This is a genomic window from Pseudomonas artemisiae (genome assembly GCF_057128685.1).
Genome location: NZ_JBSKHS010000010.1, coordinates 19,689 through 44,609, shown reverse-complemented (window position 1 = coordinate 44,609; position 24,921 = coordinate 19,689). Strand labels below are relative to the sequence as shown.

18 protein-coding genes and 1 tRNA gene are annotated in these 24,921 nt (G+C 61.4%); 9 read left to right on the top strand and 10 right to left on the bottom strand.

Annotation, left to right across the window (positions count from 1 at the left end; genetic code table 11):
- Window positions 1-11: 11 nt before the first annotated feature.
- A complete protein-coding gene (locus ACWKV4_RS13075; protein ID WP_483832507.1) occupies window positions 12-3,197 on the top strand; it encodes an efflux RND transporter permease subunit in 3,186 nt (1,061 codons plus the stop codon).
- Complete coding sequence (locus tag ACWKV4_RS13070) at window positions 3,194-4,618, top strand: efflux transporter outer membrane subunit (RefSeq protein ID WP_483832506.1); 1,425 nt, start codon at window positions 3,194-3,196, stop codon at window positions 4,616-4,618. The genes ACWKV4_RS13075 and ACWKV4_RS13070 overlap by 4 nt, the downstream gene beginning before the upstream one ends.
- Before the next feature lie 67 nt (window positions 4,619-4,685).
- Here the strand turns inward: ACWKV4_RS13070 and ACWKV4_RS13065 are convergent, their stop codons facing one another.
- The 5 genes from ACWKV4_RS13065 to ACWKV4_RS13045 all read right to left on the bottom strand — a co-directional run bounded on the left by ACWKV4_RS13065 (window position 4,686) and on the right by ACWKV4_RS13045 (window position 11,431).
- Complete coding sequence (locus ACWKV4_RS13065; RefSeq protein ID WP_483832505.1) at window positions 4,686-4,997, bottom strand: hypothetical protein; 312 nt, start codon at window positions 4,995-4,997, stop codon at window positions 4,686-4,688.
- Window positions 4,998-5,089: 92 nt separating this feature from the next.
- A complete protein-coding gene (locus ACWKV4_RS13060) occupies window positions 5,090-7,483 on the bottom strand; it encodes a response regulator (protein ID WP_483832504.1) in 2,394 nt (797 codons plus the stop codon).
- A gap of 43 nt (window positions 7,484-7,526) precedes the next feature.
- Complete coding sequence (locus tag ACWKV4_RS13055) at window positions 7,527-7,988, bottom strand: response regulator (protein WP_483832503.1); 462 nt, start codon at window positions 7,986-7,988, stop codon at window positions 7,527-7,529.
- Between the two features lie 28 nt (window positions 7,989-8,016).
- On the bottom strand, window positions 8,017-10,263 hold the full coding sequence (locus tag ACWKV4_RS13050) for an ATP-binding protein (protein WP_483832502.1): 2,247 nt from the start codon (window positions 10,261-10,263) through the stop codon (window positions 8,017-8,019).
- A 310-nt stretch (window positions 10,264-10,573) separates the two neighbouring features.
- Complete coding sequence (locus ACWKV4_RS13045) at window positions 10,574-11,431, bottom strand: glucose 1-dehydrogenase (RefSeq protein ID WP_483832501.1); 858 nt, start codon at window positions 11,429-11,431, stop codon at window positions 10,574-10,576.
- A gap of 215 nt (window positions 11,432-11,646) precedes the next feature.
- Here ACWKV4_RS13045 and ACWKV4_RS13040 point away from each other — a divergent pair.
- Together ACWKV4_RS13040 and ACWKV4_RS13035 are read left to right on the top strand one after the other, a co-directional pair.
- Window positions 11,647-11,732: transfer RNA gene (locus tag ACWKV4_RS13040), tRNA-Leu, on the top strand.
- 437 nt (window positions 11,733-12,169) lie between these two features.
- Entirely contained in the window at window positions 12,170-12,367 is a 198-nt protein-coding gene (locus ACWKV4_RS13035; RefSeq protein WP_483832500.1) for a hypothetical protein, read from the top strand.
- Window positions 12,368-12,524: 157 nt separating this feature from the next.
- Here ACWKV4_RS13035 and ACWKV4_RS13030 read toward each other — a convergent pair whose 3' ends face one another.
- Together ACWKV4_RS13030 and ACWKV4_RS13025 are read right to left on the bottom strand one after the other, a co-directional pair.
- Complete coding sequence (locus tag ACWKV4_RS13030; RefSeq protein WP_483832499.1) at window positions 12,525-13,298, bottom strand: L-iditol 2-dehydrogenase; 774 nt, start codon at window positions 13,296-13,298, stop codon at window positions 12,525-12,527.
- Between the two features lie 92 nt (window positions 13,299-13,390).
- Window positions 13,391-14,698, bottom strand: a complete 1,308-nt coding sequence (locus tag ACWKV4_RS13025) for an ABC transporter substrate-binding protein (protein ID WP_483832498.1) — start codon at window positions 14,696-14,698, stop codon at window positions 13,391-13,393.
- Window positions 14,699-15,118: 420 nt separating this feature from the next.
- On the opposite strand from ACWKV4_RS13025, the gene ACWKV4_RS13020 reads away from it, so the two are divergent.
- Entirely contained in the window at window positions 15,119-16,027 is a 909-nt protein-coding gene (locus ACWKV4_RS13020; protein ID WP_483832497.1) for a helix-turn-helix domain-containing protein, read from the top strand.
- A gap of 265 nt (window positions 16,028-16,292) precedes the next feature.
- A complete protein-coding gene (locus ACWKV4_RS13015; RefSeq protein ID WP_483832496.1) occupies window positions 16,293-17,915 on the top strand; it encodes a hypothetical protein in 1,623 nt (540 codons plus the stop codon).
- Between the two features lie 71 nt (window positions 17,916-17,986).
- On the opposite strand, the gene pvdQ is transcribed toward ACWKV4_RS13015, so the two are convergent.
- Window positions 17,987-20,257, bottom strand: a complete 2,271-nt coding sequence (gene pvdQ / locus ACWKV4_RS13010; RefSeq protein ID WP_483832495.1) for a bifunctional acylase PvdQ — start codon at window positions 20,255-20,257, stop codon at window positions 17,987-17,989.
- A gap of 192 nt (window positions 20,258-20,449) precedes the next feature.
- On the opposite strand from pvdQ, the gene ACWKV4_RS13005 reads away from it, so the two are divergent.
- From ACWKV4_RS13005 to ACWKV4_RS12995, 3 genes are all read left to right on the top strand, one after another.
- A complete protein-coding gene (locus tag ACWKV4_RS13005) occupies window positions 20,450-20,995 on the top strand; it encodes an RNA polymerase factor sigma-70 (RefSeq protein ID WP_483832494.1) in 546 nt (181 codons plus the stop codon).
- A 137-nt stretch (window positions 20,996-21,132) separates the two neighbouring features.
- Window positions 21,133-22,143, top strand: coding sequence for a FecR family protein (locus tag ACWKV4_RS13000; RefSeq protein WP_483832493.1), 1,011 nt, complete (start codon window positions 21,133-21,135; stop codon window positions 22,141-22,143).
- A gap of 112 nt (window positions 22,144-22,255) precedes the next feature.
- A complete protein-coding gene (locus ACWKV4_RS12995; RefSeq protein WP_483832492.1) occupies window positions 22,256-23,023 on the top strand; it encodes an ATP-binding cassette domain-containing protein in 768 nt (255 codons plus the stop codon).
- A gap of 32 nt (window positions 23,024-23,055) precedes the next feature.
- On the opposite strand, the gene fhuF is transcribed toward ACWKV4_RS12995, so the two are convergent.
- A complete protein-coding gene (fhuF, locus tag ACWKV4_RS12990) occupies window positions 23,056-23,811 on the bottom strand; it encodes a siderophore-iron reductase FhuF (protein WP_483832491.1) in 756 nt (251 codons plus the stop codon).
- 55 nt (window positions 23,812-23,866) lie between these two features.
- Window positions 23,867-24,880 (bottom strand): GNAT family N-acetyltransferase, encoded by a 1,014-nt coding sequence (locus ACWKV4_RS12985; RefSeq protein WP_483832490.1) that lies wholly within the window; start codon window positions 24,878-24,880, stop codon window positions 23,867-23,869.
- Between the last annotated feature and the right edge of the window lie 41 nt (window positions 24,881-24,921).

The following is a 24,921-nucleotide window of genomic DNA, read 5'->3' as shown; positions in this document are numbered from 1 at the left end:
GGATCAGCGCCATGACGTTTTCTGGATTCTTCATCAAGCGGCCGATCTTCGCCGCTGTGCTTTCGCTGCTGATCCTGATTGGTGGGGCCATCTCGCTGTTCCAACTGCCAATCAGCGAATACCCGGAAGTGGTGCCGCCTACCGTGGTGGTACGGGCCAACTTCCCTGGTGCCAACCCTAAGGTGATCGGTGAAACCGTGGCCTCTCCCCTGGAGCAGGCCATCACCGGCGTGGAAAACATGCTCTACATGAGCTCCCAGGCCACCGCGGACGGCAAGCTTACGCTGACCCTCACCTTCGCCCTGGGCACCAACCTGGATACCGCCCAGGTGCAGGTGCAAAACCGGGTGACCCGGACCGAGCCGAAGCTGCCCGAGGAAGTGACCCGCATCGGTATCACCGTGGACAAAGCCTCCCCGGACCTGACCATGGTGGTGCACCTGACCTCCCCGGATCAGCGCTATGACATGCTCTACCTGTCCAACTATGCGGTGCTCAACATCAAGGACGAGCTGGCACGGCTTGATGGGATAGGCGACGTGCAACTGTTCGGCATGGGCGACTACTCCTTGCGGGTCTGGCTGGACCCGAACAAGACCGCCTCGCGCAACCTCACCGCGACCGACGTGGTCAACGCGATCCGCGAGCAGAACCGCCAGGTAGCCGCCGGCCAACTGGGCGCGCCGCCCGCGCCCAACGCCAGCAGCTTCCAGCTGTCGATCAACACCCAAGGCCGTTTGGTCACCGAAGAAGAATTCCAGAACATCATCATTCGCGCGGGCGCCGACGGCCAGATCACTCGGCTGCGCGACATCGCCCGTGTGGAACTGGGTTCCAGCCAGTACGCCCTGCGCTCGCTGCTCAACAACCAGCCGGCGGTGGCCATTCCGATCTTCCAGCGCCCCGGCTCCAACGCGATCGACATTTCCAACGAAGTGCGTAGCCGCATGAACGAGCTGAAAAAAGACTTCCCTGAGGGGATGGACTACAGCATCGTTTATGACCCTACCATCTTTGTACGCGGCTCCATCGAGGCCGTGGTGCACACCCTGTTTGAAGCACTGGTGCTGGTGGTGCTGGTAGTGGTGCTGTTCCTGCAAACCTGGCGTGCGTCGATCATTCCCTTGGTTGCAGTACCGGTGTCGTTGATCGGTACCTTCGCCGTGATGCACATGTTCGGCTTCTCGCTCAACGCCCTGTCGCTATTTGGGCTGGTGCTGGCCATCGGTATCGTGGTGGACGACGCCATCGTGGTGGTGGAAAACGTGGAGCGTAATATCGAGCTGGGGCTTGAGCCTGTCGCCGCCACCCACCGCGCCATGGGCGAGGTGACCGGGCCTATCATTGCCACGGCCCTGGTGCTGTGCGCCGTGTTCGTGCCCGCGGCGTTCATTTCTGGCCTTACTGGGCAGTTCTACAAGCAGTTCGCCCTGACCATCGCCATTTCCACGGTCATCTCAGCGTTTAACTCGCTGACCCTGTCCCCTGCCTTGGCGGCAGTACTGCTCAAAGGCCATGATGCGCCCAAGGACCGCTTCTCACGCCTTCTCGACCGCCTGTTCGGGGGCTGGTTGTTCCGCCCGTTCAACCGCTTCTTTGAGAAGGCCAGCCATGGCTACGTGGGCACCGTGCGCCGGGTCATCCGCGGCAGCAGCGTGGCCTTGCTGGTGTACGCCGGGCTGATCGTGCTGACCTGGTTCGGGTTCTCCTCCACCCCTACCGGCTTCGTGCCCGCCCAGGACAAACAGTATCTGGTAGCGTTCGCCCAGCTGCCGGATGCAGCCAGCTTGGACCGCACCGAGGACGTGATCAAGCGCATGTCCGCCATGGCCATGGAGCAACCTGGGGTAGCTAACGCCATTGCCTTCCCAGGCCTGTCCATCAACGGCTTTACCAACAGCCCAAACAACGGCGTGGTGTTCGTGGCGCTGAAGGACTTCGACGAGCGTACCGACCCTAGTGAATCGGCCGGTGCCATCGCCGCGGCCTTGAATGGCAAGTATGCCGGCATCCAGGAAGCCTATATGGCGATCTTCCCGCCGCCGCCGGTACAAGGGCTGGGGACCATTGGTGGTTTCCGCGTGCAGGTCGAAGACCGTGGCAACCTGGGCTACGAAGCGCTGTACCAAGAAACCCAGAACGTTATCGCCAAAAGCCATAACGTGCCGGAACTGGCCGGGCTGTTCACCAGCTATACCGTGAACGTGCCACAGGTGGATGCCAATATCGACCGGGACAAAGCCAAGACCCATGGCGTGGCCATCAGCGATATATTCGACACCTTGCAGGTGTACCTGGGCTCGCTGTATGCCAACGACTTCAACCGCTTTGGCCGCACCTACCAGGTCAACGTACAGGCTGACCAACGCTTCCGCCTGGACGCGGACCAGATCGGCCAGCTGAAAGTGCGCAACGACCGGGGCGAGATGATCCCCTTGGCCACCCTGATCAAGGTTGAGAACGCCTCCGGCCCAGACCGAGTGATGCACTACAACGGCTTTGTGACCGCTGAAATCAACGGCGCCGCCGCGCCGGGGTACAGCTCTGGCCAGGCCCAGGCGGCCATGGAAAAGCTGCTGCGTGATGAGCTGCCCAATGGCATGAGCTACGAGTGGACCGAGCTGACCTACCAGCAGATCCTTTCCGGCAACACCGCGCTGCTGGTGTTCCCACTGTGCGTACTGTTGGCCTTCCTGGTGCTGGCGGCGCAGTACGAAAGCTGGAGCCTGCCGCTGGCGGTGATCCTGATCGTACCCATGACCCTGCTCTCGGCCATTGCCGGGGTGATCATTGCCGGTAGCGATAACAACATCTTCACCCAGATCGGCCTGATCGTACTGGTGGGGCTGGCCTGTAAGAACGCGATCCTGATCGTGGAGTTCGCCAAGGACAAACAGCTCGAAGGCCTCGACCCGCTGGCCGCGGTACTGGAAGCCTGCCGCCTGCGTTTGCGGCCGATCCTGATGACCTCCTTCGCGTTCATCATGGGCGTGGTGCCTTTGGTACTCAGCTCCGGTGCCGGCGCGGAAATGCGCCATGCCATGGGTGTTGCGGTGTTCTCCGGGATGCTTGGGGTCACCTTCTTCGGCCTGTTGCTCACGCCGGTGTTCTTCTTCTTGATCCGCCGCTTCGTGGAGCGCCGTCAACAGGCCCGCGCCGCCGCTGCTCAACCTGCACCGCTGGAGACGCAAGCATGACCCACCTGTTCCGTTTTGCCCCGGCACTCTTGACCCTCGCCCTGGCAGGGTGCGTGGTAGGCCCAGACTACAAAACCCCAGAAACCGCGCCGGCCAGCCTGGCGAGCGCCCAGGACCAGGGTAATGCCCATTACGACCGCTCACGGCTCGAAGCGTTGTGGTGGCAGCAGTTCGAGGACCCTACCCTCAACCAGCTGGTAGGCCAGGCCCTGGCGGGTAACAGGGATTTACGCGGCGCCTTTGCCCGGGTGAAAGCTGCCCGCGCCATCCGTGACGACGTGGCCAATGACGCCCTGCCCGTGGTGACCACCGGTGCCAGCAGCGATGTGGGCAAAGGCCAAGTGCCAGGGCAAACCGAGCGCAGGGTCAACATCGAGCGCTACGACCTGGGCTTGGACATGGCCTGGGAAGTAGACCTGTTCGGCCGTATCCAGCGCCAGTTGGAAGCCAGCGACGCCCAACAAGGCGCCGCCGAGGCGCAGCTGCAGGACTTGCGCGTGACCCTGATCGCTGATGTGGTCGACGCCTATGGCCAGTTGCGCGGCAGCCAGCTGCGTGAGCGCATTGCCCGGGACAACCTGAAGAACCAGCAGGATTCCCGAGGCATTACCGTACAACTGCGTGACCTGGGCGTGGGCGATGCCTTCGATGTGGTGCGCGCCGACGCCCGCCTGGCCGGCGTTGAGGCCAGCATCCCAGTGCTGGAAGCCGAACAGGCCCGCGCCCGCCATCGTATCGCGACGTTGCTGGGCCAGCGACCGGATGCGCTGAGCGTAGACCTGAGCCCACGCCCCTTGCCTGCGATTGCTAAAGCGTTGCCCATCGGCGATCCAGGGGAACTGCTACGCAGGCGCCCGGACATTCGCGCCGCCGAACGCCAACTGGCGGCCACCACGGCCAACATTGGCGTAGCCACCGCAGACCTGTTCCCACGGGTCAGCCTTACTGGCTTCCTGGGCTTTACCGCCGCGCGCGGATCGCAAATAGGCTCGTCCGCCGCCCAAGCCTGGAGCCTGGGTCCACGCATCAACTGGGCAGCCTTCGATCTGGGCAGCGTGCGGGCACGGATCCGTGGCGCCAATGCAGATGCAGAGGAGGCCTTGGCCACCTATGAGCAACAGGTGCTGCTTGCCTTGGAGGAATCTGAAAATGCCTTTAGTGACTACGGTCGTCGACAGCAGCGGCTGGTGTCCTTGATTCGCCAAAGCGAAGCCAGTCGCTCGGCGGCGGAATTGGCCGGCCTGCGGTACCAGGAAGGTAGTGTGGATTACCTGGTACTGCTGGATGCAGAACGGGAGCGCCTTGCCGCCGAGGACGCACAGGCTCAAGGCGAAGTAGACCTGTACCGTGGCATCGTGGAAATCTATAAAGCGCTGGGTGGAGGGCCGGATGCGCCACAGGCCAAGGTGGCCGTTCGCTAGGATACGCCAAGGGTTGGCAAAAGCGCCCACTCGCTTGGGGTGGGCGCCCTGGTATCAGGCCCTGGTATCAGATAGGCGTGGCTTGATGGTGGTCGTCCAAGGGGGCGCCCTTGTGTCCACCGGCATGGCGCTTGGCTTCGTCTATTGCGAACTTGAGGATCTCGGCCGCGGGGCCTGGATCGTCCTTGCGATCCTTCACCTTGTGGTATACGTTCGCGCCGGCTTCGTCGAGCACCGTGATTTCTGACTCATAATGATCGGCTGCTAACTGCCGTACAACAACATGAATGGTGCTTCCGTTATCAAGGGCCTCTTTGTGTTCTTCGGTCTGGTGGTCGCTACCCGCCCAATCCCCGTGCCCGTGTGTCGATTCCGTCATGGCGTTCCCCTATTCCTAGGTCTGGTTGTATAGAGCAAAGACCTACCGCCGAGCCAGTTGGTTCACTGCCTCAAGGGGACCTTATGGGAACCCTATGGGGGCCCTATGGGGACCCTCCCCGCAGCCAGGGCAAGGCGTAGCTTCTGCGCCAGCTCTTCTTCTCGGAAAGGCTTTTGTACGATAAGGGAATGGCCCTCTTCCAGCCCTTCGACCTGGGCATAACCGGTAATGAACACCACGGGTAGATCCGGGTAGCGCTGGCGGATGTCTCGGGCCAGTTCCGCGCCAGTCACCCCTGGCATGGCGTAATCGGTCAGCAATAAATCGATTTCATCGTCCAGCCGTTCCATCGCTTGGGCTGCCCCGTCTGCCTCGACCACCGCAAAGCCCAGGGCGTCCAGCAACAAGGCTGTTACCTGGCGAACGTTGGGGTCGTCATCCACCAGCAATACCCGATGGCGCAGGCCATCTGGTGGTAGCAGGGATTCGACCGGCAAGGGCTCGTTCAGAGGCAGGCCAGGGGTACGCACACCAGGTAAGTAAACCTTTACCGCGGTGCCCTGCCCAACCACGGTCTCGATGGCCACGCCGCCACCGGACTGTTTGGCGAAGCCGAACACCTGAGCCAGCCCCAGCCCAGACCCCTTGCCCACGTCCTTGGTGGTGAAGAACGGCTCAAACGCCTTGGCCAACACTTCAGGTTGCATCCCGCTGCCCGAATCCTGAATTGTCAGCACCACGTAATCCCCCGGCTCCGGATCTTCCGGACGGCTGGGCCTGCTGGTGATGGTTTCATTGGCGGTGCTCACCTTCAAGGTGCCGCCACCGGGCATGGCATCCCGAGCGTTAATGGCCAGGTTGAGAATGATCATCTCGGTCTGGGTTGCGTCCACCAACGCGTTCCACAGATCAGGGGCGGTTTCGGTCTCGATCCAGATACTGCCGCCCAAGGTGCGCTGGAGCAGGTCGAGCATGCCAGACAGCGTATCGTTGAGGCTGACCGCGGCGGGCTCCAGACGCTGGCGACGGGAGAAGGCCAACAATTGGCTGGTCAGCCGCGCCCCGCGCTCGGCGGCTTCCTGAATGCTATGCAAGCGGCTATCGAACTTGGCGAAGTTGCCCCGCGCCAGGTCACGGATCAGGAAATTGGCGCTGGCCAGAATCACGGTCAGCAGGTTGTTGAAATCATGGGCCACGCCGGCAGTGAGCTGCCCTATTGCTTCAAGCCGCTGCATTTGCTGCAACGCAGCCTCTACCCGTTCGCGTTCGCGGATCTGCTCGCGCAAGCGTTCATTGGTGGCCGCCAGCTCGTCCAGCACCGCGCGTTCACTGGTAATGTCCCGGGCCACGGCATACATCATGCTTTCGTCCGGTACGATGGTCCATGACAGCCAGCGGTACTCGCCATCGGCGTGGCGCATCCGGTTGACGAAGCGGCTGGAAACGATGCCCTCGACGACGTTTTCCACTTCCTGGGTAGTGGCAGCCAGGTCATCCGGGTGAACCAGGCCCCATAGCCCCATCTGTGCCAATGCGCCCCGCGGCCAGCCCAGGGTAGCCTCCCAGGCAGGGTTGAGGGCCGCCGGCTGCAAGTCGAAATGCAATACCGCCAGTAGCTCCCGTGACAGCTCCCAGGTCCGGTCCCGCTCACGGGTACGCTTTTGCACCCGGTCCCCAAGCAGGTCGTTGAGCCGCTCCAGGGATTCAGTGGTTTCTTTTTGCGCGGTGATGTCTTGCAGCACACCGCTGAAACGTACGCAACGGCCATCGATTACGCTGGAGCGGCCGCTGCTGGAAAACCAGCGCTCGGCGCCACTGGGCAGGTACACCCGGTACTCCACCTGGTAGGTGTGGTCGCTATGGGCGTTAAGCGCTGCTTCCACCCGCTCGCGCACCAGCGGCACGTTGGCTTCATCGATGGTGGAATAAAACAGGTCCAGGCTCACTGGAGCGTCGGCAGGCAACTCGTACATCACCCGCATGCGCTCGTCCCAGGTAAGCACACCGGTGACCGGGTTGTATTCCCAAGTGCCCATGCGCGCCGCCTGGATCGCGATGCGCGCCCGGGACTCAGCCTCATGCAGATTTCGCTCGGCCAACCGGCGCTGCCGACGCTCGTGTACTTCGGCCAAGGCGCGCTTCACGGCCGCTGGCAGCAGCGGCAGGCTTTGCTTGAGCACGTAATCGGTCGCGCCTTGGCGCATCATCTTTACGGCGTGCTCTTCACCGAACACGCCAGAAATAAAGATAAAGGGTGTTTCAGGCGCCCTTTCCCGGACCACGCTCAGCACCTGCTCTCCTGAAGACGCAGGCAACACCACGTCACTGAGAATCAGGTCGAAGTGGTTTTCGTCCAGCAGCCTGGCCACTTCGGCGTGGTTGTGGGCCAGCCGCGGGTCGAGCTCCAGGCCGCTGCGTTCCAGGGCCAGCAAGGTCAGTTCGGCATCGCGCGCACTGTCTTCGACGAGCAGCAATTTCAGGGGCACAGGGATGGGCACGGGCAAAGGTCTCGACGAATAGGGCAATAGGTCAATTCGACAGGCGCCGTCGCAAGCGGAGCGAACCAGGTGGCGGCTCATTGAGCACAGCCCAGAACACGCCCAGATCAGAGATGGCAGAGACGAACGCTTTGAATTCGACCGGTTTGACCACGTATGCGTTCACGCCTTGGGCATAGGCTTGTTGCAAATCAGGCTCCTCCTTGGAGGAGGTAAGCATAACCACGGGAATGCTGCGCAGGTCTGGGGTTTCCCTGATGACCTTGAGCACCTCCAGGCCATCGACTTTAGGTAGTTTCAGGTCCAGCAACAGCACCGCCGGGTTGCCTTCCGGCCGCCCTTCGTATGTGCCACGGCGCATCAGGTAGTCCAGCGCCTCGGCACCGTCCCGATGCACGATCACTTCGTTGGCCAACTGGCTCTTTTCCAACGCGATCAGGGCAAGCTCCAGGTCGCGAGGGTTGTCCTCCACCAGCAGGATGGGTTTAAGCATGAGTACCTCTAGAATAAAACCGCGCCCGTTACTGCTGGTTAGGCAATGCGAAATAAAAGGTCGCGCCTTCTCCGGGCACACCTTCGGCCCAGACTCGGCCGTGGTGGCGCTCGATGATCCGCCGCACGCTGGCAAGGCCAATACCGGTACCTTCGAACTCTTCCATGCGGTGAAGGCGCTGGAATACCCCGAACAATTTGCCGGCGTAGGCCATGTCGAAGCCCACGCCGTTGTCTCGCACGAACACCACGGTTTCATTATCGGCACCCGACGACCGCGAGCCGATTTCGATGACTGCCGGGTTTCGGTCACGACTGTACTTGAGCGCGTTAGACACCAGGTTACGCAGTGCCAGGTGCAGGAACGCCGCATCACCCAGTACCGCAGGCAGCTTGCCTACCTGCCAGGTGACATTGCGGCCTTCGTAGTCTGGCGCCATTTCAACTTGAATGGCCTCTACCAGCGCTTCGAGGTTGACGTCCGAATGGCGCAAGGCCGCGCGGCCCATTTGCGAGAAGCTAAGCAGGTTGTCCACCAGGGTACCGGCAAAACGAGCCGAGTCTGCGATGTGCTCAAGAAACCGCATGCCCCGCTCGGACAGCTTGTCGCCGTCAAAATCCGTGAGCAGCTCGGCGTAGCCCGCGATGTGCCGCAAGGGCGCGCGCAAGTCGTGGGATACGCTATAGGAAAAGGCTTCCAGCTCTTTGTTGGACTTTTTCAGCTCCCCTGCCAGCGCGGCCATTTCCTCGGCCTTGTGCAGCACGATGCCCAACACCGCGGTACGCAGCTCTACCACCGCGCCCACTTCCAGGGTATCCCAGGGTATGGAATAGCCCCGCACCGACTCCTGCCACTGCTCGAAGCTATGCCGCGGGTTGAGCTTGCCTTCCGGGCCTATGGTTTTTCCCGGGCGCCCCGCCCAACGCACGGTATGCGCATGTTCTGGGCGGAACCACAACAGGTAATGGTTGTGTACCTTGGAAATGGCTATGGCCAACACGCCGGCGCAGTGCTCGGCGATGCCACACCGGTCAGGGACGTCCCGGCCTGTGTTGTTGGAGTGGAATACGTCTTCGGCGCCTTCCCTGCCCAGCCACTGCACCAAGGCCTCAATGGCTACCTGGGGCGGGGTGTGGCCTAGCACATCGCAGCGGCCCTCGCTGACGATGGCGGCGCCACCGGCGGACGCGAAGCCCAGAAAGGTATCCGGTACCGCCAGCAGGCCCTCTGCCACGCTGTCTCGGTCGGCCATGGCTGACAGCAGCTGCACTACCTGATGGCGCAGGCCCAGGCGGCGATGGGTATCGGCATGGGCTTCCCGTGCTTCGATCTGCAGGGATACCACGCTGCCCAATAGCTCACAGGCCGTACGCACTTGGTAGCCCACCGGGCGGGGCTCGGCGTGATGGCACGACACCAACCCCCACAGCTTGCCTCGCACCACGACGGAAATCGACATGGACGCCGGCGTGCCCATATTGCGCATGTACCGCAGGTGAACCGGCGATACGCTGCGCAAGGCGCTGTAGCTCAAATCCAGTGGCTTGCCGGTCACTGGGTTGTTGGCCGGCACCAACGGCGAGGCTTCATAGTTGGCGTTTTCGATGACCCGAATGCGATTGGCGCAGTACAAGGCACGTGCCTGGGGCGGGACATCACTGGCGGGAAAGCACAACCCTAGATACGAGGCATAATGCTCCTCGGCTTCCTCAGCCAACACGGTGCCATTACCTTCGGTATCGAACCGATAAGCGGCGACCCGCCCGAACCCGGTGATGCGCTTGAGTTCCCCCACCACCCGTTCGCAGAGCTTTTCAACGGTATCAATGTCCTGAAGATCGGTTATAAACGAGCGCACCAGCGGATACAGCTGCCCATAGGCGGCCACGATATCGGTGGCGGGCTCGAATTCAGCGATCATCACCGAATCGAAATGGTGAACCAGCATGGCATAGGTGCACTGGGCGCCTGCTGCCTTGAAGGTTACATCGCCTACATGAAAGGGGTGCGGATCGGCCAGTGGCAGGGTACTCAGCCGCTGCCGCAGTACATCCGGCGTTTCTACCAAATCGAGCAGGCTCTGCCCGGCCAAGGCTTCGGCACCCATGCCCAGCCAATTCTGGGTATTGGTGCTGGCCTGCGCGACGCAACGGGTAGTAGGGTCTAGCACCAGCATAAAGCCCTGGGGCTGTATGCTGCCCGGCGCCTGGATCGGTTCCCGTGCGCACTGCTCAATGGCGGCGATAAGTGCTTCTGCCGGCTCATCCTTGGTCACTGCACGCCCCCGAGAAACGACTTGAATATTTAGACAGCACTCTAACAGAGTTGTACAAACCGCTAAACCGTTGTAAGGAATCATTTCCTCACGGCCAGCTGGGGGCGGGAACCGCTTCTTAGGCGCACAGGCCAGCCCTGCTTCGAGCAATGCGCAGGATAATGGCATGGCTCAGATGGCTTGTAATGCGTTATCGCTTCAGCGGTTAAGCGAGACGGCAGGTTTTTCAAATTTAAAGGTTCATGGCCCGATTTGCGGGCCATGAACCTTGAGATACAGCCGAACAACCAACCCCCAGGGCGCTGCGCCCTTAGAGAATTGGCTTGCCGCCCGTGACGCCAAAGCGGGTGCCGGAGATATAGCTCGACTCATCCGACCCCAGCATCACGTAGATGGGCGCCACTTCAACCGGCTGGCCTGGGCGGCCTAGGGGTGTCTGCGAACCAAACTCACTGACCTGATCTTCCGGCATGGTTGCCACGATCAGCGGGGTCCAGATCGGGCCTGGGGCTACGCTGTTTACCCGAATGTTGCGCGACCCCAGCATCTGAGCCAAACCTGCGCTGAAGTTAGCAATGGCGCCCTTGGTGGCGGCGTACGCCAGCAACTGAGGCGTGGGGTTGTCCGAGTTGACCGAAGACGTATTGATGATCGAAGCGCCTGGCTTCATATGGGGCACGGCAGCCTTGCAGATACGAAACATCGCAGTGATGTTCACATCAAACGTGTTGACCCACTCCTCGTCTGGAATGTCCTCGATGCTGTCATGGGTCATCTGAAACGCCGCGTTGTTGATCAACACGTCAATGCGGCCAAAGGCGTTCACCGCCTGGCTGACCAGCGCCTCGCAGGCTTCTTTTTTGGCCAGGTCCCCAGGCACCAACACGCACCTGCGCCCAGCCTGTTCTATATAAGACGCAGTGTCCTTGGCATCGTCGTGCTCATCCAGGTAGGCCAGCACCACATCGGCGCCTTCACGCGCGTAGGCGATGGCCACCGCGCGGCCAATGCCGCTGTCCGCGCCAGTGATCAGCGCCACCTTGCCTTCCAGCCTGCCCGAACCTTTATACGAGGTTTCACCACAATCTGGCATAGGGTCCATTTTGGACTGAACGCCCGGCACGGGCTGTTTTTGCTTGGCAAATGGCGGTACAGGGTACTGTTTCATGGCAAAGCTCCCAACGCTGAGTGATACCTTTGCGACCTTGGCCCGGCTTTAGGCGTTCACTCTCCCTGCGCCCACGCGGCACAATGACGCTGCGCTAGCGAAGCGCGTGGGTTTTCCCTTGCCTACAACGCTCAGGCTGTATATATTCTTGGCCTTTCGCCGATTCTGCTTTTGCTTCAAGGGTTTATCGGCGAGTTTCACGTTGCAGCGCTACCGCCCGAATGGCGAAATTGGTAGACGCAAGGGACTTAAAATCCCTCGCCCCTTGGGCGTCCCGGTTCGACCCCGGGTTCGGGCACCACTGTATTTTCAAAGGTTTAAACCTTTCTCCACCACTCCCCAACACCGCTTTGCGGCCCGCGAAAGCGCTCTATTTCGTGACTCGGCCGCGACTACATGCATGGCAACGCCCGTCTCCAGCCCGGATAACGTTTCCGCAGCCTGCTTCCATGCGCTTCCACTGACCGCCCTTACCGGTCGCGCGTTTAGATTCCAGCTACTATTATTTCGAGCATGGGGCATGAATGCGCCGTTAGGTCGGCTCATCATCACTGCCCATGATACCGCTGTATACTCACCTATCACGTATCTTGAAGGCTTACAGATCGTAAGCCTATTCTTGACGTAAAGACGTAAGATCGCTGTTTGCGGGCTACTTAGCACCTATCGGCGACCTACTCAGGTGAAGATCCTTATCACGAGCCGGGCCTACGGATAGCGCGGCTGACGGAGGAAGATATGGAACGCTGGAAAACACGTTGGGAAATCATCGAAGAGCAAGTCAGCTGCCGTACGTGCGGCGCGCGGCAAAACGTGCGAGACGCCAAGCGTCCTCTGCAGCACCGCGAAGGCTGCACCGCGGCTATTGCCGCCAAGCAAATGCCCTGGCGAGACTTGGCCGCACTGCTCAGGCGTGACCTTGACAAGGCCAGCTAACAGTATGCGTAGCCTCAGGGTTGGTAGTGGTCAACCGTCAGAACTTCAACCACCCTGGCCTCGCCCGACAGGTTGCCCCTTCAACCGCTAGCGCTACCCAAAGCGCTAGCGTCCATCACGGTACCGGCCAGGTTCGCCTTCGTAGGCCGAACCTGCCTCAACTCATCCAGTTACCCCCGTCCACGTTGTAGGTTTGCGCCACGATGTAGTCACTGTCGCGCGAGGCCAGGAACACCGCCATGCCTACCAGGTCATCGGCAGTGGCCATCCGGCCAAAGGGTACTTCTTCACCCACCAGGCGTTTTTTCTCCCCTAAGGGGCGGTTTTCGTGTTTGGCAAACAGCGCATCTACCCCATCCCAGTGCTCCCCATCCACCACCCCAGGGGCGATGGCATTTACGTTGATACCCTGTTTGATAAGGTTCAAGCCCGCTGACTGGGTAAGGCTGATCACTGCCGCCTTGGTGGCGCAATACACCGCCACCAAGGCCTCGCCACGACGCCCGGCCTGGCTGGCCATATTGATGATCTTGCCCCCGTGCCCCTGGGTGGTCATTTGCTTGGCGGCCGCTTGCAACGTAAACAGTGTACCGGCCACATTGATGGAAAACAGCCGCTCGTAGCTCTGCCGGGTGATCTCGGTAATAGGCGCCAGGTCGAACAACGCGGCGTTATTCACTAGGATGTCCAGCTTGCCCGCCTTGGCTACCACGGCTGCGATAGCCTGGTCGATAGAGGCTTGAGCGGTCACGTCCATCTTTATGGCGTAGGCCTGTGGACCCAGCTCGGTGGCGGTGGCCTGGGCTCGGGCCAGGTCAATATCGGCAATGGCCACGGTAGCGCCTTCGTGGATATACGCCTGGGCGAAGGCACGCCCGATCCCCCGGGCGGAACCGGTGATCAACGCGCTTTTACCTTCCAGTCGTTTCATAGGGTGTCCTGCTAGAGAGAGGGATGGCACCGCTCGGCGGTGTGCGTGCGTACACAAGCGCGGCGAGCCCTTGACGGGCCCGCCGTACCCAGTTACTTCGGGTAGCCTGCGCGTTTCATTTCCCGTTCGGTGCTGGCCTGGGCGGCAGCCAAGGCCTGCTCCACACTGGTTTGCCCGGTGAGGGCCGCGGAGAACAGCTTGCCCACCGAGGTGCCGATGGCCTGGAACTCAGGAATCACCACGTACTGAATGCCCTGGTAAGGCACCGGCTTGGCGGACGGTTGCGCCGGGTTGGCGTGTTGCATCATTGCCAGCGTGACCTTGGCGAAGGGCGCCGCTTGCAGGTACGCCGGGCTGTAGGTGGATTGGCGGGTACCCGGCGGTACGTTGGCTATACCGTCTTTATCGGCCACCAGCTGTACGTACTCCTTGGCCGTGGCCCAAGTAATAAAGGCTTTGGCAGCCTCTTTGTGCTTGGAACTGGTGGGGATAGCCAATGACCAGGCGTACAGCCAGGAAGAGCCTTTATCGGTGACCTCGGCCGGCGCGGCGGCGAAGCCTACCTGGTCGGCAACCTTGCTTTGGGCCTTGTCAGTGGTAAAGGACCCGGCCACGCTGGCGTCTACCCACAGGGCGCACTTGCCGCTGTTGAACAGCGCCAGGGTTTCGTTGAAGCCGTTACTGGAAACGCCCGGTGGGCCGTAATGCTTAAGGGTATTGACATAGAAGTTCGCAGCGGCGGTCCATTCCGGGCTGGTCAACTCAGGCTTCCATTGCTGGTCGAACCAACGGGCACCAAAGGCATTGGCCATGGTACTGAGCAGCGCCATGTTCTCTCCCCAACCGGCCTTGCCGCGCAGGCACATGCCGTATAGGCCCTTGTCCGGCGCGTGCAGCTTGCTGGCGAATTCACCCAACTGCGTCCAGGTGGGGTGCTCGGGCATGCTCAGGCCGGCCTGTTTGAACAAGTCGGTGCGGTAATAGGTCATGGTGCTTTCGCCGTAGAACGGCAGCGCGTACATCACCCCGTTGACGGACAGGCCTTGGCGCACAGCCGGGAAGATATCTTCAACGTCGTAGCTGGCGGGCAGGTCTTGCAGCGGTTCCAGCCAGTGCTTGGCGCCCCACAGTGGGGTTTCGTAGGTACCAATGGTCAGTACGTCGAACTGGCCACCCTGGGTGGCGATGTCCGTGGTCAGCCGCTGGCGCAATACGTTTTCTTCCAGCACTACCCAGTTGAGTGTAATGTCCGGATGCTGCTGCTCGAATACCTTCGACAGCCGCTGCATGCGGATCATATCGCTATTGTTGACCGTAGCGACGGTCAGGGTATCGGCCCCATGGCTGCTCAAGGTCACAGACAGCCCTGCACACAGTGCAAGCGCGTGGATCGCTTTCATTGGCGTTCTCCTGCCTCATGCCTGGCCGGCAGAAGCATTATTGTTGTTGTATCCGCCAAGCCTGCTAGAGATCGCCGGTCAGCGGGGCACGGGCCGATTACAGCACCGCGCAAATACCGATACAAACGATCCACGAACGCTCGACTGATACTTTTTTTGCCGTACGGTCGTAGATACCGTCTTGGCCGCGACCGCCTTAGCATCGTGTTGAATCGGGTCGTGAGCAAGCTCGGCTGCTACGGGAACATACAGGCCACACCGTAGCAGCCGGCCTTGGCCGCGAGCCTCGGCATCGTGTTGAATCTGGTCGCGAGCAAGCTCGGCTGCTACGGGGAAAGCGGTAAGCCTGGCACCCTGGCCAAAATCCAAACCTGTGGCTATGCTCGGCCCACACCAATAACTACAACCAGGTAGCCCTCGATGCCCGCCAATCAGGCGACCCTATCGGCCCCTCAGCGGCCAGCGCTTGAAGTGATCCTGCCCCAGCCAGGCACGTGTTTTCGTTGGTTCGAGCATGATTACCCCTACCCCCTCGCCCGCTGGCATCATCACCCCGAATTCGAGCTGCATGTGATTCGCCACGGCCAGGGCAGGCTGTTGGCAGGCGACTATATCGGCCCCTTCGGCCCTGGGCATGTAGCGCTGATCGGCCCTAACCTGCCCCACGACTGGATAGGCGACCTCACCCCTGGGGAACACCTGCCTGGCCGCGACCTGGTGCTTCAATTCGATGGGGAGGCCTTGCTGGGGCTATCCAGTGCCCTGCCTGAATTCAGCGAGCTGCGAGGGCTGTTCAGCCAGGCCCGGCGAGGCATCGAATTCACGGGCACCACCGGCACGCGGGCCGCGGCAATGATCGAAGCGCTGGGCCCCGCCAATAGTCTTGAGCGGCTTATAGGCTTTCTGCGAGTGTGTGACACCTTGGCCAAGGCCCCGCCCGCCGACTGCCGCCTGCTGGCCAGCCCTTACTACGCGCCTGCCCTGGATGACCGCAGCGCCGAGCGCATCAATCGGGCATTTGAATACCTGCTGGCGGAATTCACCGGTGATATCCGCTTGTCCGTGGCCGCCGAACGAGCGGGCATGAGCGAGGCTGGGTTTTCCCGGTTCTTCAAACGCGCCACTGGCCACGGCTTCGTCGACCTTACCCGCAAATTGCGAGTGCAACGGGCATGCAGGCTGCTGATGCAGACACAGCGCCCCATCACTGATATCTGCTTCGAAGTCGGCTACGGCAACGTGTCGAACTTCAATCGCTACTTCAGGCAGGAAATGGGGCAAACGCCGAGGGAGTACCGGCGTGCGGCGTTGCTGGGGCTTGTAGTGTAGTAGGGCTTGTAGGCGCTGACTGGCGCCAAACGTCGCCATTGGGTATGGCAAAGTCGTTAAGAACAACACTGCCATAAAAACTTCACACATAACCGTTTGCTGAAGGAACTGCTGGGCTCGGGTCGTCACTCATCAAGGTATCGACGCGCTGTAATTGCCCATCAGAGGCTTGCCAGGGCGCGTAGCGATGCGAGGGAAACGTTGCGTCCGGCCATTTGTCGGCACTCAAAAAGCCTGCCGTTCAATCCATGCCCGAGGACGTACAATGGACATTCACTCCATCGCAAGCCGGCAAGTTCAAGCCCACCACGCCGATGAGATCACCCCGGCAACGCCGACTGGTTCCATTCACCCGGTTCAAGCGCTCGATGCCAACGGACAGGACATGAAGGATTTGATCGACAGGCACCTGGCTGTACACCGCCCCAATACCCGATCCCCTGGCAGGCCAGGGCAGCATCAAAGCCGTAATGAAGAACTGGACGCGATCGGGCATGACCGGGCATTTAAACTGCAACAAGAGGGTTTTACGCCGGAACGCCTGGATAAAGCCGAGAAAAACGCGGCAAAACTGGACAAGTGGGTACTGACCAATATTAAAGCAGGCATGGCCGGGGCCCCCTTTGCGGCCATGACACTAGTGGGTAACTTAAACCCAGAAGTGCTTAGATATAATCCGCAAAATACCCCACTTAAAGAAATCGGCAAACAAAATACATTCGCCTCCCTTTATGCATCCGGGGCGAACCTGACTGCTAACAAACTGATGCAAGAGCTTAAACCCACTGAAAACCTTAACCCGCCCGATGACAGTCTGCATGCTGCCCTACAAGCCTCACGTTTGGAAAAGCGCGACTCGCATGACAAAGGGCTGGTGGGCAACGCGGCGGACGAAGCGGCCAAATGGGCAGCGGCTTTTGCTATCCGAAACTTCCTGCTGAACTACCCGCTACGGGTAGCTTTAGTGCAAGCGGGCAAGGCAGAACTGGCTACTGAAATCGAAAACGTTTTGCGGCCAATGACAGCCTTGATCGCTGGCATTTGCATTGAGCAATTTAACCAATATCGCGACAGGCAGCGCGACATCGCTGGCCCAGCCATGCTCTATGGGCGTCGCGATAGGGTACCAGAAGGCCACGGCCCTAAGCCGATCGCCGAGGATCATGAATGGTTAGACAACCTCAAAAACCTTGAACAGGCGGACTGGCTGTTTTCCAAGGCAACGGTAAAGGAGTTCACGGGGCGGGTCGGCAAAGGCGTTGCTGGGGCAGGGAACGCCTTTATGAGCGGCGAATTCATTCAAGTCATCGGCAAACCGGAAAATCTCTTATCGGAGGGTACGCTTGCTGCAGGCTTCGCCGCGTACGGCGTGTTGCCAGCGGCTTTGAGTACCTTCTTGGAGAACAAAGGCTACACGCCCACAGAAACCGCTGCCATGGCCGACGCTTTGAAAGAGGCTTTAGGGGCTCTGGCCTTTGCCGGCGAGGCGTTTATGGGAGTTATTGGTAAAGGTGGTTCGGAGAAGGCCATTAAAGCGATGAACGAGGATGACCGGCTTGCAAAAGGTGTGACCAAGGGGCTGGACACTACCCTGCACCTAGGCGCCAAAGGCATGTCGGCCACCTCGGCAGCGGTCGTTGACAGCTTCAAGGCAATTGGCAGTGGGGGGCAGCGTGCTGGCAATGCGATAACCACAGGCGCCCAGCACGTGAGTGATTACGCCAGGGAACTCAGAAACAGGGGGCGAACGCTGCAGAATCCAACGACTACGGGTGCCCCCACTACCGCCCCAACAGCTCCGCTCCCCATGACCACCCTACCCCCTGGTGCCTCCAGTTCCAGACCCGCGCGCCCACACGGCCCCAGCGGCAGCGGCGACATCGTATAGCGTTCAGCCGGGCCGCTCACCGAGGCATTGCTCGCTCGGCGCGGTGCCTGGCCGCGGTCGCGTTTTCAGGCCTACCTCAGCTCAAGCGCAGGACGCTCGCCATCGGCCTGTCTCTGTGCGGGAGTGAAGGGCAGCGGGCGCCACTGCTGTGCGCCGAATAGCTGGGTCTGATCACTGAAGTGCGCCGAGGTTGGATCACTTGATTGCGACATTGCCAGTAGGCCTGTCGCCACCGGGCCGTTATCGTCAAAGCTCACTAGCTGGATATAACTGCTGCCGCCGGTCACGTCGAAATGCACCCCATCACCCTGGGCGGTCATTGCATTGTAGGTGCCCAGCTTGCCGTCGCCGCCAGGCAGGGGAATACGCTGTGCGCCACGCCTTGCGGCATGCAACGCCCCCCAGGTTGTGTCGGCCGGCACACCGGCCAGGCGTGCGCCAGCCTCGGCCAAGCCCTTGTGTAGCCGCTGCGCAACCTCCGAGCGCTGCCAAGCGATACCGCTGGGTGTATGCACCGGGTCCTGGGGCGAAAACGGCACACGCCAATCGGTGTGGTAGTCCAGGGCAGCCATGGTGATCTGAAAGTAAATGACCCCTAGGCCACTGTCGACCTGCGCCTGGCCGTCCCAATCCCTTAGCACCGCACAGGCCCGCTCGATGGCCGCGTCGGGCCGGGCTTTGCAATAAGCGCGCACATCTTCCAAGGTCAGGGCCGCCAGGTATACCTCGTTGCCCGTCACCAAGCTTTCAAGCAGCGCTGGCGTTACCGGGCGCGTGCCCCATTGCTCGATCCGGCTCAAGGCGAACCGGGCGCGCAGGCCAAGCAGGCGATCACTGTTGCTGATCAAGGGTGAAAACCCAGTCAACGGCGTGGCCGGGCGGGTCATCCAGGCACTGTCATTGGCGTTCTGCAGCACCTGCCTGTTTTGCAGCCGCGGCAGGTGCTCGGCTGCAACAATCCCGGCCTGTCGAGCGCCTGTATCGCTCTGCCAGTTGCAGCGCGAACGGCTTCCATCCAGGCCTGGCAACCCTGCCTTGGCCAAGGCAGGGTCTGCGCACTGCTTCAGTACTGGCAAGGGCACATTCGGTACCACCGAAGCGTTCATGTACAACGCCTGGCCCTGATCGTCCACGGCCAAGGTGTTCACCCATGGAATGCCCTGATAAGTCGCCACGGCCTGACGCAACTCAGCCACCGAACCGGCTCGGTTCATGGCATCCCACTGCGCTAGCACACGGTCGTTGCCCAGGTTGGCGTCCTGAACGGCATAAGCGTGATGAGCATCCCAAGGCATCAGCCCTGGCATCACGACCACGGGGCCAAAGCGGGATTCGAACAGGGTGTGATTGACCGTGGTCAAGTCGCCACTGGCCTCCCGCACGTTTATTTGAACCTGACGTTCATGCAAGGGCTCACTCTGCCCATCGACCCTATAGCGTTTGGGGTCCTTGGCGTCGAGCCGCAGACGGTGCAGGGTAAAGTGGCTGGAGGTGTCGACGGTATGGCTCCAGGCGATATGTTGATTAAAGCCGATATTGACCACGGGCAGCCCAGGCAATGCGGCGCCCATCACGTCCAGCTGGCCTGGGATGGTCAAATGCAGTTGGTAGAACCGCAGCCCGCCGCTCCAGGGGAAATGCGGGTTGGCCAGCAACAGCCCCTTCCCGTTCTCGCTCCGCTCACCGCCAACCGCCACCGCGTTGCTGCCGTGGTTGAGCGCAAACTCACGCAACTGCGTCAAAGCCTGGCGCGGCTCATCCCCCGCCGCCTGGGGCGCTGTGGGAGGGCTGGCTGCCACCATCGCTGCGGCGAAGCGCCCCGCCCCCCCTTCGACCAACAGCCGGCGCGCCAGGCGTATCAGGTCTTCCTTTACCAATGGGCGTAGCCAACCGGCATTGCGGCACAGCGCGGGCCGTTCCGAGGCAGGCGTGTGTGCCAGGTAGGCATTGAAACCCTCTACGTAGCCTTCCATGCGTTGCTGCATCGAGGCAGGCTGCGCTTGCCAGAACGCCCGTACCTGGGCATCGCTGTTCAGCCATTTGAAGAAAATGTCGGAGGTCAGGTTGTTCTGGCCTTGGGACGAATGCCCAGCCCGGCCCTGCCATTGTGAACGCTGGCCATTGACGGTCAGCACTTCATCGGCCAGCAGGCAGAGATTGTCCTGTGCGTAGGCATAACCGATGCCATAGCCCAAGCCATGCTCATCGTTGGCTTGAACATGGGGAACGCCCAGCGATGACCAGCCAAGGGTGGCTTTTGGCGCGGATTCATCGGCGGCAACGGCGGTGGCGGCCAGGCAACACGCAACCAGCGCCACGGTTTTGAAGGGAAACGATTGCACAACGACTCCTTGAATGAATTGCGCCCGGTCGGCCGGCAGTCAATGCTCAGGGAACGAGCCCCCCGGCGTGGAATTTAGTCTCCAGCCCCAAAAAGAATGATTCTCATTTGACAACCACTCCCTACGCCCCTAATGTCTGCCCTGTTGCATAAGGACATACATTTCCACCCACCCGATTGAGCGTGCAATTCCATGCAGGATTCAGACGTCACAGCCGTATCGGCCAACGGATTTCCGTCTTTGCTGCAAACCTTGATCAGCAACCGCGCCGGCCTTATCAAGACCGCCGCGCGCATCACCGGCTGCCCGAGCCGGGCCGAGGACGTAGTACAAGACGCCTACCTTCGGGTATCCGATCTGAAAACCGACACCCTGCCCTTCAATGCCCGGCTTAGCTACGTACTGCGCATCGTGCGCAATCTGGCGATAGACACGTACCGCAAGCAGTCCATGGAGCAGCGGTACTTCGTGAGCGACGATCAGGACATCAACGCCACCGCCGAAGTCGCCAATCCGGAGTCGATCAATGTGGACCGCCAAACCCTGGGCAAGGTCAGCACTGCCCTGGCCCAACTGCCCGAGCGTACCCGCTACGCGTTCGTGATGTACCGCGTGCATGGCAAGCCGCAGAAAGATATCGCCGTTGAACTCGGCGTATCGCCTACGCTGGTCAACTTCATGATCCGCGACGCGTTGGTGCATTGTAAGAACTACATTGCCGCTTCCCAGGATCGCTAGGTACGTCGGCCGGCCGCAAGCGCCCTTGGGCAGCGCGCTATTATGCCCAACAGGGTTTAGCTGTATTATCCCGATCGCGCCGATGACACGATGGCGCCAGCCTTGCGCGTGTTCAGATCAGCCAGCCGGTACCCCGCATGCCTACCCCCACTGCCCCAGAAGCGACTGCCGAGCGCATCAGCAATGAAGCGGCGCAATGGTGCATACGCCTCAATGAGCCAGACTGCTCCGAACAGGAACGGCAGCGGTTTGAGCAATGGCTGGCAAGCAACCCTGCGCACCGGCGTGAATTCGACGCCATGGGCGAGATCTGGGTCATCAGCCAAGGCCTGCCTTTGGACGGGCCGACGCCAGCACCGGCCGCCACAAGCACGCCGCCCGCCCCTGTCCGTGCTCGCCGCTACCGTCGCCCCTTGCAAGCGGCGGCCGCATTGGCATTCGTTTTGCCCTTGAGCGGGTTGATCGGCTGGGAGCTGAACCTGGTGCCTAGCGCCTACCAGCGCTTCGAAAGCCAAGGCGCGCTTCGCAAGGTGACCCTGGCCGACGGCTCCCACGTGGAGCTGAACCTGAACAGCCAAGTGTCGTTCGCCTACTACAAGGATCGACGTAGCGCGACCCTGGCCAAGGGCGAGGCCTATTTCGACGTACGGCACGACCCCAGTCACCCTTTTCTGGTCAATGCCGGGCAGGGGCAGGTGCGCGTGACGGGGACACATTTCAATGTGTGGACGGATCGGGACGATGTACGGGTTACCCTGACCCAAGGCGCCGTGCAGGTATTGAGTGACCGCACCCGCCCGTACCTTCAGGTCACCCTCTCGCCCGGCATGCAGGCACGGTATGGGCAAGGCCAGGCCCTTCCCCGGGCGAGCGCGGCGCCGTTGGTATCGGCCCTGGCCTGGCGCGAAGGCAAGTTGATCCTGGCTGACCTCACCCTTAACGACGCCCTGCCGCAGATCAACCGCTACCTGGCCAGCCCCCTTCACTTGGGCGACAACGCAGCGGGCCAATTGCGCATTGGTGGCATCTACGATACCCACAACATTGCCGCCCTGGTCGACGACCTGCCTAAGGTACTCCCTGTTTACGTAAGCCGTAATGAGCAGGGCGAACAGGTGATCCTCAGCAAACGCGCCTACCGCCCCTGATGTGCACCGACGCCCGCATGCGACCGCGGTCAACGGTTTTCAATATTGATTCTCATTAACACGGGCCTCTATACTCCCCGCTCGCGGTTGAGTCCGATTACAGGGTGCCCTTATGTTCGATCTTCAAAACGTCAGCGTTCACCTGGCAAGCCGCGTACTGCTGCAGCCCCTCGACGTGCAGGTACCCCATGGCCAAATGGTTGGCCTGATCGGCCACAATGGGTCGGGCAAATCGACCCTGCTTAAAGTGCTTGCCCGCCAGCTGCAACCCACCAGCGGCACCATCACCCTGGACGGCAAGCCGCTCGCTGCCTGGAGCAGCCGTGATTTTGCCCGCCAGGTCGCGTACCTGGCGCAACAGACGCCACAGACCGACAGCCTCACGGTTCGCGAACTGGTCGCCTTCGGTCGTTACCCCTGGCACGGGGCATTGGGCCGGGTGAAGGCTGAAGACCTCTATTACATCGACCGCGCGCTGGAACTGACCGACACCGGCCACTTTGCCGAGCGCCTGGTGGACGAGCTGTCCGGTGGCGAGCGACAACGGGCGTGGTTGGCCATGCTGCTGGCGCAAAACGCCCGGTTCCTGCTGCTGGACGAACCGACCTCGGCCCTGGATATCGCGCACCAGGTCGAGGTGCTTGGCAGGGTGCGGGACCTTAGCCGCGAGCTTGGCCTGGGCGTTCTGGTCGTGCTCCATGACGTGAACATGGCTGGGCGTTATTGCGACCACTTGCTGGCCTTGCACGGGGGCAGGCTGCTGGCCCAAGGCGGCCCGGCACAGTTGATGCGTAGCGACACCCTGCAAGACATCTACGGCATCGCCATGGGCGTACTGCCCAACCCCGCCGATGGTTCGCCCATCTGCTACCTCAACTAAAGCGTGCCTGTCCCTAGGCGCCATAAAGGGCTTCAGCTAATTAGGCTTTCGGTCGGGGGCTGGTCAAGCAGCGGGCAGTTATCGCAATGGGGCAACGCCTCCAGACGATAGCGAACGCAACACACCCGCCGCTGCCGCCAACGGCCCTCCGCGCGCACCTCGCAGGGCACCTCCAGGTAGCGGATCGGCGCGAACAGCGGGTTACGCAAGCCGTCGGGGCGATGCTCGGCATTTAAAAGCGCCTTGCCATCAGCCAATAGCGGGGCGGGAATCGGCACGCGGGCCATCTCCCCAAGGAACCATTCGAAGTAGTTGCCAGCGTTGCTCCACAGCACCTTCGGCGAGAGCTTCACTTGGCTGGCCAGGCGCTGTACGAACGGTTGCAGATGGGCGTCGAGCAAATGGCTGAAGCGCTCGAAGGGGTCCTGTGGGGCGCGCGGGAACACCTCACCCTCCCCTCTCAGCTTGAACGCCTCAGGCAGGCCTTGCTGGTCCAGCACCACCTGAACCTGGTCGAAATCCAGCGGCAGTTGCCTGTGAAGCACCAAGGCGGCGGCCACCACCGGCGGGATTAGTTTCACCAGGTAGTATTTCGACCACTGCGAAGCCAGGGCGCGGCGGTCCTGCCCGGCACAGCCCGGCGCAAAGCGCTGAAGCAGCGGTTCAATGCATTCGGGCTCTAGCAAGCGCGTGGCGGCGATCGAAGGCCGAGTGTCCTCGGTAGTCACCAACACGTCGCGATAGCTTGCGAAGGGCCCTGTATACAAAGGGGCAAGGGCGGCAATCATCCCAGCCTCTCAGCCAGCTGTGGAAGGCCCGGCCGGTAGCCAACGTAGTATGGGCTCAACATAGCGGGCACTGGGCAAAAAACTTTTCACGGCTTAGCACCATAAGGGCGGCGCGTTTGTGTGGAAAGTCGACGTGCTTTTCGTTCCAGAAGCCGTGGTCCTGCATGTAGCCGATCATCCGTGCATTGTCCGCACGGGGCTCGGCGACCACGTGTTGGGTACGGGCGTCGTCCAGCAGCAGGTAATGCACCAGTGCGTTGAGCCAGCTGCACACCCGGCGGGGGCCACGGTAGTTGTCCTCGCCCACCAGCATATGGAGGCCGCGGTCGTAATCGCCCGCCTGGTAGAAGGGCGCGATACGGTCCTCTTTGGCCCAGTAGGCTTCGAAGTAGCCAAAGGGCTGATCGTCGAAACAGCCGATCAGCGTCAGGGTGTGCGGGTCGGCGGCCAGCTTGAGCAGGTAAGCCTGGTGCTGTTCAAGCGTGCCATCCTCCTGCCAGAACTCCAGCACCCGGGGCTGGTTCTGCCAGCGGTGAAAGCGCTCCAGGTCATGGTCAATGTCCAGCGTACGCAAGGACACCCAACTGCCCAGGCGGGCATCGAAGCGGCGGTAGACCTCGCCCACGGGCTTTGGCGGGCGCAGTGGGTGGCAACGGCCCTGGGTCAGCCGGTATTGCTGCGGATACAAGCCGGGGCCGGCGGCTTTCAACCAGGGCTCGCCCAGCTGCCAGAAGGCGGCGCGCTCGATCCGTAGTTCCCCACTGCCAGGCGCCTGGCCGAGCAAGCCTAGGCGCAGCAGGTGCTCAGGCCTGTGCCCGGCACTCAAGCGCAGTGACAGCCCCTCAAGCCCTGGGGCTTTGGCGAAGGCCCAGCTGGCCAGGGCCCACAGGCCCAATGCCCACTCAGGCTGATCGGCCGGGGTCAACACCTGCCAGGCGTCGCCCTCGCGTGCCACTTCGAGCACTCGCTGGTCATCGGCCAGCAGGTTCAGGCCCCGCTGGCTGGGCTCGATCCTTAAACGGCGACCGTCAGGCAAGAAGGTCAGTAAGGGGTTATCGTCGTGGAGCATGGCAGTTCAACCTCGCGTACCGCTGACAGGCACGAACATAG

Bases quoted from the DNA above. Each gene is read 5' to 3' on its own strand.
- ACWKV4_RS13030 (WP_483832499.1), bottom strand. From the start codon at position 13,298: ATGAAACGACTGGAAGGTAAAAGCGCGTTGATCACCGGTTCCGCCCGG.
- ACWKV4_RS12995 (WP_483832492.1), top strand. From the start codon at position 22,256: ATGTTCGATCTTCAAAACGTCAGCGTTCACCTGGCAAGCCGCGTACTG.
- ACWKV4_RS13015 (WP_483832496.1), top strand. From the start codon at position 16,293: ATGGACATTCACTCCATCGCAAGCCGGCAAGTTCAAGCCCACCACGCC.
- ACWKV4_RS13000 (WP_483832493.1), top strand. From the start codon at position 21,133: ATGCCTACCCCCACTGCCCCAGAAGCGACTGCCGAGCGCATCAGCAAT.
- ACWKV4_RS13045 (WP_483832501.1), bottom strand. From the start codon at position 11,431: ATGAAACAGTACCCTGTACCGCCATTTGCCAAGCAAAAACAGCCCGTG.
- ACWKV4_RS13025 (WP_483832498.1), bottom strand. From the start codon at position 14,698: ATGAAAGCGATCCACGCGCTTGCACTGTGTGCAGGGCTGTCTGTGACC.
- ACWKV4_RS13005 (WP_483832494.1), top strand. From the start codon at position 20,450: ATGCAGGATTCAGACGTCACAGCCGTATCGGCCAACGGATTTCCGTCT.
- ACWKV4_RS13035 (WP_483832500.1), top strand. From the start codon at position 12,170: ATGGAACGCTGGAAAACACGTTGGGAAATCATCGAAGAGCAAGTCAGC.
- ACWKV4_RS13070 (WP_483832506.1), top strand. From the start codon at position 3,194: ATGACCCACCTGTTCCGTTTTGCCCCGGCACTCTTGACCCTCGCCCTG.
- fhuF (WP_483832491.1), bottom strand. From the start codon at position 23,811: ATGATTGCCGCCCTTGCCCCTTTGTATACAGGGCCCTTCGCAAGCTAT.
- ACWKV4_RS13055 (WP_483832503.1), bottom strand. From the start codon at position 7,988: ATGCTTAAACCCATCCTGCTGGTGGAGGACAACCCTCGCGACCTGGAG.
- ACWKV4_RS13065 (WP_483832505.1), bottom strand. From the start codon at position 4,997: ATGACGGAATCGACACACGGGCACGGGGATTGGGCGGGTAGCGACCAC.
- ACWKV4_RS13075 (WP_483832507.1), top strand. From the start codon at position 12: ATGACGTTTTCTGGATTCTTCATCAAGCGGCCGATCTTCGCCGCTGTG.
- ACWKV4_RS12985 (WP_483832490.1), bottom strand. From the start codon at position 24,880: ATGCTCCACGACGATAACCCCTTACTGACCTTCTTGCCTGACGGTCGC.
- ACWKV4_RS13020 (WP_483832497.1), top strand. From the start codon at position 15,119: ATGCCCGCCAATCAGGCGACCCTATCGGCCCCTCAGCGGCCAGCGCTT.